General features: G+C 64.2%; 1 protein-coding gene. It reads left to right on the forward strand.

Going from position 1 to position 1360, the window contains the following annotated elements:
* Positions 1-390: 390 nt before the first annotated feature.
* On the forward strand, positions 391-1212 hold the full coding sequence (locus tag FG154_RS20495; RefSeq protein WP_186312488.1) for a glycosyltransferase family 2 protein: 822 nt from the start codon (positions 391-393) through the stop codon (positions 1210-1212).
* Positions 1213-1360 lie beyond the last annotated feature (148 nt).

Below are 1360 nucleotides of genomic sequence, written 5' to 3' on the forward strand. Positions count from 1 at the left end.
ACCGCCGAAATCCACATCCGCGTCGCTCTCACCAACCGCTTCAACGCCCTCGGCAGCGCCGAAATCGTCCGCGTTGCATAACGTCAGGGGGGAAAGGGGGCGCTATGCGTCAAGCTGGCGTTCTGCAACAACGCCGGCCCCACCACCCAGTTTCGGCCATAGCTTCCCGAGATCGTCGCCTTGTGGACATCCAGCCCGATGAACGTGCTATCCTGCATGCGGTCCTCCCCGATCTTGAGGCTCGGCGCCAGCCCATCTGGCGCAACCCTCGAAGGGGAACGCGGGAGAGACCACCGACCCGGTCAGGTCACACCGCGATCATGGGGTCCAAGACCTGGAAGAAGATTGCTCCAGCGCCCTCGCGAGGGGGAGCCGCCCCAAGGAGGTGACATGCGTGCTAAGATGACAGCTTCTGATGCGGATCAGCCGGCCCCGGCCGTCTCGGTTATCATCCCGTTCCACGATGCACGGGCGACGCTCGACCGTGCGCTCGACAGTCTGGTGGCGCAGAGCTTCACCAATTGGGAGGCCATACTCGTCGATGATGCCTCGCGCGATGACGGCGCCGCACTAGCGGCGGCGCGGGCCGAGGCCGATCCGCGGATCCGTCTGCTCCATCTGCCCGACAACCTAGGGGCGGCGCAGGCCCGCAATCACGGCATCCGAGCGGCGCAGGGGCGCTGGATTGCCTTTCTCGATGCCGATGACCGTTGGCATCCGGAAAAGCTTGCCCGGCAGGTTCCGGTGCTCCAATCCGGGGCACCAATCGTGTTTTCTGCCTACGAGCGGGTTTCTGCCGTAGGCGACAGCCTTGGCATCGTACCCGCGCGGGCGCGGGTCGGTTACCGCGACGCCTTGTCTGGCAATCCGATCGGCTGTCTGACCGCGGTCTGGGATAGCGCACGCTTCGGCAAGGCCGAGCTGCCAATGTTGTCGATGCATGAAGACTATGCCTTCTGGCTGTCGCTGCTGCGCCAAGGTGCCGAAGCAACGGGCCTGCCCGACGTTCTGGCCTTCTACCAGGTCAGTCAGAGGTCCCTATCGGGGCGCAAGCTTCAGGCGGCCCGGGCCACCTGGTCTATTCTGCGCGCCGAGCCGGGCATGACGTTGCCGCACCTGGTCACTAACTTTGCAGGATATGCCACAAAGGCGCTGTGGCGCCGGCGCCCGTCAACGCAAGGGGTGCCGGCGCACAGGCCTCACCGGCGATGATCCGTCGCGTATGTGTATCGACTCAGCGGGATCTGCCCCGACCAAGCCGCTAATGCGATTGTGTATCGACCCAGCGTGTTGATTTCCACGCAAAACTGACCCGGGATTTCCATTGAGAAGTGACCCGGCTTGGCTATTGGGTCGTAGG

Source organism: Cereibacter sediminicola (assembly GCF_007668225.1).
Classification (GTDB): Bacteria; Pseudomonadota; Alphaproteobacteria; order Rhodobacterales; family Rhodobacteraceae; genus Cereibacter_A; species Cereibacter_A azotoformans.

Excerpts from the sequence above, each read along its gene's own strand:
- FG154_RS20495 (WP_186312488.1), top strand. The coding sequence starts at position 391 with ATGCGTGCTAAGATGACAGCTTCTGATGCGGATCAGCCGGCCCCGGCC.